The sequence below is a fragment of the Dietzia maris genome, from assembly GCF_014144855.1.
GTDB lineage: Bacteria > Actinomycetota > Actinomycetes > Mycobacteriales > Mycobacteriaceae > Dietzia > Dietzia kunjamensis.
The window spans coordinates 1-8,181 of record NZ_JAALDN010000196.1; the positions used below are offsets into that span (position 1 = coordinate 1).

General features: G+C 67.4%; 5 protein-coding genes and 1 pseudogene. 4 read left to right on the plus strand and 2 right to left on the minus strand.

What is annotated here, in order from left to right; all coding sequences use genetic code 11:
* Positions 1–322: 322 nt before the first annotated feature.
* Positions 323–484 (plus strand): toxin-antitoxin system HicB family antitoxin, encoded by a 162-nt coding sequence (locus G6024_RS07095; RefSeq protein WP_119192862.1) that lies wholly within the window; start codon positions 323–325, stop codon positions 482–484.
* Positions 485–781: 297 nt separating this feature from the next.
* Positions 782–2,629: a hypothetical protein gene (locus G6024_RS07100; RefSeq protein ID WP_182640330.1), complete on the plus strand. Its 1,848-nt coding sequence runs from the start codon at positions 782–784 to the stop codon at positions 2,627–2,629.
* Positions 2,630–2,664: 35 nt separating this feature from the next.
* Here the strand turns inward: G6024_RS07100 and mobF are convergent, their stop codons facing one another.
* Positions 2,665–6,285 (minus strand): MobF family relaxase, encoded by a 3,621-nt coding sequence (gene mobF / locus G6024_RS07105; RefSeq protein ID WP_241728233.1) that lies wholly within the window; start codon positions 6,283–6,285, stop codon positions 2,665–2,667.
* Positions 6,286–6,467: 182 nt separating this feature from the next.
* Here mobF and G6024_RS07110 point away from each other — a divergent pair, with 182 nt between their 5' ends.
* The gene (locus G6024_RS07110; protein ID WP_181694353.1) at positions 6,468–6,860 is read left to right on the plus strand and encodes a hypothetical protein; all 393 of its coding nucleotides are present in this window, start codon (positions 6,468–6,470) and stop codon (positions 6,858–6,860) included.
* 244 nt (positions 6,861–7,104) lie between these two features.
* Positions 7,105–7,428 carry a hypothetical protein gene (locus G6024_RS16630; RefSeq protein ID WP_228549012.1) on the plus strand — a complete coding sequence of 108 codons (324 nt, stop codon included), beginning with the start codon at positions 7,105–7,107 and terminating at the stop codon, positions 7,426–7,428.
* Between the two features lie 542 nt (positions 7,429–7,970).
* On the opposite strand, the pseudogene G6024_RS16400 reads toward G6024_RS16630, so the two are convergent.
* Positions 7,971–8,181 (minus strand): annotated as a pseudogene (locus G6024_RS16400) (hypothetical protein); the annotation flags it as partial.

An 8,181-nucleotide genomic window follows, 5' to 3' on the forward strand; every position in this document is an offset into this window, starting at 1 on the left:
TAGAGAAACCATCAACTCCGCTGTCCGAAATCAGCGCGGCAGGTCATTCCGGTGCTCGATGGAATCGACCTGATGGAGCTGGTGCTCGTCGACTCACTCATGCCAGCTCAAAAGGACGCCAAACACTAGTTGCAAGCGAGCATGACTCAGGGCCGAGTTCCACGATCGGCTGAAACAGCGGCCTCCGCGCCACACTTGTTACCGCCATTTGTGACGTCGTGAGCGTGTCGCACACATTTCTGACGTCAGCCATGTCAGTTTTGACGTCATGGCGACCACACGTTCTGGGCCTGGCAGGCCAGCCTTGGGGGAGCGGACACGCATGACAGTCCGCGTACCTTCGGATGTTTACGACGCACTTCGGCGTGAAGCCAAGGCGCGCGGCATCTCTATGAACCAGTACGTAGCCGAAGTCGCTGCGGCACACCTCGGCATGCCCAAAGCCGTGTCGCATTTTGACGACCAGGAGGCGATTCCAGCGTGAGGTAGATCAGCTGTGTGACTGAAAACTAAAAATCATGCAGCCCATGAAATGACTGATCCCGGCTCACTGGCGAGTGGGCCGGGATCGAAAGTCAAGAGTTCGAGTTGCCGCTCAAACTCGGGTTGCTCACCAATTAGGAGAGCTGTGCTTCCAAGCACCTCTCAGGGTAGGTCATACCTTCCGGACGGTCCAGTCGATCCGGACGGCGTGTCTTGTTCTGATACCAGCAAAACTGCATCCCATCAGGTCAACACGTGGTGGGAGTCGGTGGCGTGTGTGTGGAGTCCGCGCCCGTATGTGCGGGTCGACCCGCGCAAAGCCCACACCTTCTCGACAACTCGGCGCTTCACCGACGGCGCCCCCGGCCCAGATGTGCCGTACGCGCTGCATCTGACAGACGAAGCCGGCCGTTTCCGCCTGCTTGCTCTGGACTTCGACGCCCATCACGCCGGCTCAACCGCCACTGCCGACCTCGCCGCCTGCACATCCGCTCTCACCGCCGCGGGGATCGAACATCTGGTGTGCTCATCTGGACCCGGCGGGGGATATCACGTCTGGATCCGCCTGAGCACCGCGATCTCACCGACCCGACTAGCGCCAGTAGTGGACGCATTCGCCGCCGCGTGGCCCTCACTTGACCGCGGCCCACTGGCGAACCCGCGCACCGGTTGTGTCCGCGCCCCGGGCTCACCCCACCGCTCCGGCGGAACCTCGGTACCCCTGGGCGACACCGACATTCATCCCGCATCGCTGCGTGCTCTCAAGCGGGCTGTCGAGCAGCTCGGCGCCCACCCTCATCCGGCCGCCGCGGCGAACCCGACGGTTGCCACCCTGCCCGTGCATGTCGATGTCGAAGGCCATCCGCATCTGGCCGGACCACGCCGCCCACTGCCCGCCAAGATCCGCGCCCTCTGCTCAACCCCCATCACCAGCAGCGGGGATGCCTCCGCGATCGGTTGGTCGATCGTGCTCGCGTGCGCACACGCCCGCATGCAGTACCGCGACCTCGCCAGAGCCGCCTTCACCGAGAACTGGCCCGGTCTGGAATTCCTGCGCACCCGCCGCACCGCAGGCGGCCGTACCCCCCGGCTGGACACCGAACAGGAGCTGGCTCGTCAGTGGGCCAAGGCCGTCACTGCCGCCAGCCACGCCACCCGCACCTCGTGCACTGCCAGCCCGGCCCGCCGCACCGCCGAGCGCACCGTCGCCGATCTGATCGCGCGCATGGAGGCCCAGCCCGAGCAGTGGCAGGGCAAAACCGGAGCGCAGAGCCGACTCGTCCTGCTCGCCCTGGCCGCACGCGTCCTCTCGGCAGCCTCCGAGGAGGTCCACTTCTCTGAGCGTGACTGGGCTCTGGCCGCCGGCCTGGTCAGGGACACCGTCGCTGACCGGCTTACCGATCTCGCCGACCGGGGCTGGATCCGCCGCACGCAGCGAGCAGTTGGCCCGTGGGCCGCGACCTGGCGGGTGGCTACCCGCGGGGGCGGGGAGACAGGAAGTGGCGCAGTATTTACTCCAGTCCTAGCGCAGCAACTTCATGAGGAACTGGAATGCGCTCGCGCCGACATCTGGCACGCCCGCCCTCTGGGTGTCCTGGGGATGCGGGTGTGGGACCTGCTCCGGACCGGGCGAGTATCGGTGGGGGAGCTGGCGACACGCTTGGGCGTGTGCGCGGCCACCGTGCGCAGCAAACTCCGTGCCCTGCAGTCCCTCGGTCTATGCACCGCCAGCGGGCGCGCCTACCAGGGGCGCTCCCGCCTAACCCGGGCCGCCGCCGCCGCAGGGGTGACAGGGGCCCACGCCGATCGGGTCCGCCTGTACCGCCTCCAATCGGCGGTATTCGTGTGGTGGTTCACCACCCGCTACCAGGCAGAAGACTCCGACGCGCTTGCCGAATGGGGGAGCTTCCCCAGCCCGGCCGAAGCCGAGCAGGTCCACCCCGTCGATATCGCCCTGGCCTACGGGGCCACCGCGACCGGGCCGCCGGTGGAGGCAACCACCTGGGGGGCAGCAATGGCCGCGCAAGATCGCCACCGCGAGCCAGACCCCGGTAGTTGGTGGGAACTGGTGGTCGCGGCCCGCGCTGCGCTGCCTGCGGCGGACGTGCTGGCCGCGCCCCATCAATGGGCCGCCACTGCCGCCTAACACCTCCAGTTGACCGCCTGCTCGAAGCGGACAAGTCACCAGAGGTCGGGAGAGGAGTCGGTCGTAGGTCCCCAGGGCGATCCGGTCGTCGAGTGGGTGTCCGGGCCGCTTTCTTCCTCTGCGGCCCGGTGGTCGAGGTAGGAGGCAGTGAAGTCGTCCACGTCCACCGAGGGCGCCTGGGCGGTGTCCTCGTCGGGCGAGGTCGTCAGTTCGTCGTGGGTGGCGGTGAGCCAGGCCGCGAGTTCGGCATCGCCAGTAGCGGTTGCCGGTGGGGGAGTGGGCAGAGCGCTTCGGTCTTGACCGGCGGCGGTCACGTGACGCAAGCGGTGGGCGATGACGGCACCGGGGGAGTCCGCGGTTTCGAGGTTCGCTGTGGCCTGCGTCCAGTGTTCGCGTGGGTCGCGGCCGGCTTTTGCCGCGTCGGTCCAGGCTTGGGCGATCGCCGCGTATTGGTCGGGATCTGCCTCGAGCTGGCGACTGTAGAGACGGGGGAGAGCGTCGGTGTATTCGGCCAAAGTGGCGCTGGTGAAGGCGTCGGCGGCCAGGTCGACGCCGTGCCGATACAGCGCTTCCAGACGCGCCGGGTCGGTGGCGTGGTCCATCTCTTCGCGCAGGGCCGCAGTGGCCGAGGCTTGGTGGGTGTCGCGCCGCAGAATGGTCGCCAGAACTTCCGAGGCGGTAGGTGCGTCCCGGTCGCCAGCCGAGTGCATGTGGGCATCTTCCGCCACGAAATCAACGACGGGCTCGCAGACGGCGTAGGCGCGGTTCTCTTGCTTGCCTCGGGTCATGGCGACATAGAGGCCGGCCCGGTCGACGGAGGTGTCCACCACGGCGTGGGTGGTCTCCACGGTGGCGCCCTGGGCTCGGTGGATGGTGGAGGCGTAACCCAGGTGGATGTTGTCTTGCGCGTAGCTGCCGGGTACGAGCATCTGCTCGTCGGTGTTGATATCTTGCACGGCCACCGAGCCGTCGCCTGTGAGGCCGGTGACGGTGAACAGTTGCCCGTTGATGACCCGGCCCAGGTACTTGCGGTCTTCGGTGTAGAGCTTGGCGTTCTTGCGGGCGATGACGGTGTCCCCGACGCCGATGGTGTCGCCTCTAGCGACTCGGGTTTCGCAGGATGCGTCGACGATCCCGGCGGTGATGCGGCCTGAGCGGATGATCTCGTTGAGGGTGTCGACGTCGGTGTTCCTCGAGGCGATGATCAACGAGTTTCGGCCGGCACCTGTGTCGGTGAGGTAGGCCTCCACTGCCTCGGTGAGCATCTGCTCGCGGGTGCCGCCGGTGATCCATCCCCGCTGGGAGTACAGGGCCAGGGCGTCGGGGTTTCCCTCGCGTAGGGAGAGTGTGGCGGCGGCTTGTTCGGTGTCGCTGCCCATGCGCATGACCTCGCGCAGCTCGGGCGTTCCTGGGGTGCGCGCGACCTCTCCGAACAGTCCGCCGGTTTCGACGGCTGCGAGCTGCTTGGGGTCACCGATGAGCCGAACAACAGCTCCCGATTCAGTGGCGATCTCTGTCAGTGCGGCCAGGTTTTCGGTGCTCGACATTCCGGCCTCATCGACCAGGAGCATGTCGCCGGGGGCGATCTTGATCGGCAGTGCCGACAGGGTCTTCTCCGGTTGGTTGGGGTGTAGTCCGCGCCAGGTGAAGGTCACCGAATCGATGGTGTGGGAGGTCGCACCGATCTCATCGGAAAGGATGGATGCCGCCGCTGCCGAGGGCGCCAATCCGATGACACCTCGCCCGCTGTCCTGCCAGGTTTGGGCGAGGAGTTTCATGCTCGCGGTCTTGCCGGTACCGGCTGGGCCAACTCCGGCGGCAACGAGCGTGCCGGAGGTGAGAAGGTGACGCGCCATCGCGGCCTGCCCGGCGTTGAGCGCCCACCCGTGCTCGAGTTCGTGGCGGGCCAGGGCCTGCTCAATGTCGGCGCCTGAGGCGAACACCGCAACCGGTGTGGTGGCCGCCTCGAGGGTCAGTGTCTCGGCTTCAAGGACCGCGGCGGTGGTGTATTTGCGGGAGTTGGCGTGACGGTCCACCCCGGCCCCGGACCCACCCGTCAGTGCCTCCGGTAGGTCCAGCATTTCCGGCGGTGTCAGGGCCACGACGTGCGCTCCCATCGCCTCTTCCATGACCTGGCTGTGGGCTTGCTCCAGGTCGCCGGCGGAGGCAAACCGGTATCCCTTCAGGACGGTCGACACTGCCGTGTCCACGTGCGACTGGCGGAACTGCGCCCGCTGGGAGGTCACCGCGCGTACAGCTTTGGTTGCCACGTCGGTGGCGTGTTCGCTGCCTGAGTACAGGGGTCGGTCCTGCTCTGCGCCGGCACCTCGGACGCCGGAGAGCATGGCCGCAAGGGCGTCCTGGCCAATGCGCTCGGCGGCCACCTTGTGCCAGGTCTGCCGGTGCTCATCGAGGGACTGTGCGGGCTTCTTTGCATCGCGTGTGTCGAGGATGGCTTTCTGCCACAGGGCGTACGCGGCCCGCTGCGAGGGTTGGCGACCATTGGCCTGGACGTACTCGGTGACCAGTCGGTCGTAGACCGGACGGGCCAGGGTCCGGCGGGAGGAGAACGCGTCGATCAGGCGGCGGTCAATACCGGCGACTTCCCAGATGGGCGCCTTGTCTCGGTGCGGGTAGTGGGCCACAAATCGCGCGCCCATTCGGCGGGTGATGAGGTCGTGCAGGACGGCGTCGTAGCGGGCGGAGATCGCCTGGTGCATCTGGTGGATTGCGCGTGAGTCCAGGGTGCGCCACCGCCCGTCGGGGCCTTGCACTTTGTTGGCGATCAATACGTGCGAGTGCAGGTCCGGGTCCCCGCCGCGGGTGTCGAAATGGGTGAACTCACTGGCCACGATCCCGCCGGTGGAGACCTGCTCGATGCCGTTGGTTCCCACCCGCGTGTACACCGCATTGTTCTCGGCCCAGGTGAGTGCTTCGGCGACTGCTTCGTGGTGCAGCGCCGCGATGTGGGAGGCGGTGTGCTCGTCGGCCATTGCCCACCAGACGCTGACACTTTTGACCGGGGAGAAGGTGAAGTCGAACCCGGCCACGGCCTGGCGGACCTTGTCTCGTTCGCGGTTGACCCAGGCGATGACGTCGCGCCCGGAGGCGTGGTCGTAGCCGAACTGCTCGGTGTAGAAACCGCGTCCGACACTCTCGGCGATCTGGCCCTTCTCATCCGTGGTGGGGCGCCTGCCTTCGCCAGAGACGAACGCCTTCTCAGCGGCGTCGATCGCCGCCAGGACCGGCACGCCGGAGGCGTACAGGGAGTAGGAGCGGCCCAGTTTGCAGGCCGACAGTGGCGTCCCTGATTCCATGAGGTCGTCGGTGTCCGGGTGCAGGCCTTCGCCGTACAGTGCGGCCATCTGTGCTTCGGTGACGACCGATCCCGAGATGGCGTTCTCGGATGCCAGCCCGGTCAGTCCGGAGCCGATCCAGCGGCCCGGTGGGGTGCCCTTGGCGGCGTAGTAGTCCGACAGGCTTTGCCCTTGCGGGTCGGCGTCGTGGGTGGCCACGGAGCGCAGCAAGTACTGGTATCCAGTCCCGGCGTGCACCGCCCGCAGGCTCATCATGAACGCCAGTCTAGGCGGGGGCGTCTGGGCGCGTCTATCGGCGCGGCTGGCCGGGTCGGTGACCAGCGGTTTTCCAGGCGTCATTAGTAATGCCTACTGTGTAAGACTGTTCAGAGGAGCGAGAGCGAGTCGGGTTTTGTGGCGGACGCACGGAGGGCGACTGGCCGGGGCGGTGCGGAAGCTGCGGCGGGCAGCCGCAGCCAGAGCGTGGGCAGCCAGAGCGTGGGCGACTGCGGGGGAGAGCGGCGACCAATAGGGTCGAGCGTATGGGCCTCGCGAAGACAGACTCCCGTTCACAGACCGCACGGGCCCGCGCCCGCCAAGCAATGGCCGTCGAGTTGGAGCGAGCGCGCAAGCGCGAGTCCAAGCTTATTGCCGTGTTCTCCGCGATCGACGCCCGCGAGGAAGCAGAAGCCACCCTCGGCGGCGCGCTCATCGAGCTCCGGGGCCTCGGCGTCCCCCAGTCCGACCTAGCCGAGATGACCGGCCTGTCTGCCCGCGACGTCGGTGCAGCGATCCGCAGCGCAAAAAACTCCGAGGACGACAACGACGAAGCCAGCGGCGAGTCTGAGTCAGAGAGCACCGGGAGTGCGAGCGAAGACGCTGAGACGGGCACGGCTGTAGACAGTTCGGACAGCAACGGTGCCAGCAACCACTGATCCCCGCGGTGGGCCGTGGTGTGAGGACGTTCCCCTGCCGGGACTGGACCTGGAACCACGGTCCACCTCGTCTGGGCCGTCGGCTAACTCGCGCCCCTACAGCGCGACACTGCCCCCCACTCCGGAGGCAATCGCCGCGTTCTGGGCCAAGGTCGTACGAGCCCCCGGCGACGGACATTGGCTGTTCACGGGGGCCGTCTCCGGTGTTGATGGGTACGGACGCTTGAGCTGGCGCGAAGGCGGCGTGAGCCGCACCGAATCAGCGCACCGGTTCGCGCTTCTACTCGACGGCATCGACCTGGCCGGCGTCGTCGCCGAACACCGCTGCAACGAGCCACTATGCGTGCGCGTTGATCCCGATCACCTGATCCCGTCCACACAGGCGGCGAACCTGAACTACGCCGTCGCCTGCGGACGCACCGGAATTATCCGAACCTCCCTCAGACGGCAAGACCGCCACGCCCGCTCCCTGGCCGTCCGCAACGCAGTCTCTGGTGGCTGGGACCCCATCGCCTACAGCGCCGCATCCGGCAATACCGCACCCCTGGATACACCTTCGCTGTTCTGATCTGACGTACGCTTACCCACAACAAAGGCCCCGCCACACCGCGGGGCCTTTTCTCGTTCCGGTCGGAAGAGATGTGTCAGCGTTCAGTCACTCGCGCGTCTTGCGCTTTCGCAGTTCCCAGAACTGCGGCAGCGTCCACCGCGGGCGGCGTCTGGTCGATCACCACGCGCGCCAACCGTGACCGGTACCGCGCATCATTGCGGACCGCGAACGACCAGTGCCCGATAAACCAGGCCAGCGTCCCCAGCGCCGCGAGGAGTCGGCGCCCACGTTCGCCCCCTGCATCACCCCGAGCAAGCCGATGATCGCGCACATCCCGCCCACACCTCGCGCGGTCGGAGGAAGCACGAGGGCACCGCCCGCCACCACCGCGACCGCCAACGTCGCCGTGCCAAGATCCCACATTGCGTGCCACCTTCTCCCTCAGGCCGCGGGCGCCGTGGACGCCGCCTACCTACGACTCGAGTCGGTCCGCCGAGCTCGGCGTCCCCGAATGATCGTCGTGCCCTTGGGGTGTGGCTGCCACCTCTGACACTCAGTTCTCAGGGGCGCTCGTCGGGGCGTTCAGTTGCGGTCGACGGTGTGCCGGCCGGGCCGGCCTCGCGAGTGTTATCGCGTAGTGAGTCCAGCACTTCACGCAGAGTGTCCGAGGTCGCCTCGGCGCGGACCCGGGCCCGGTCGGCCTGCTCGGCCTCGGCGCGCGCGTCCTGCGCGTCCCGAAGGGCCGCGTCAAGCTGCCCGCGCAGCTGCGCC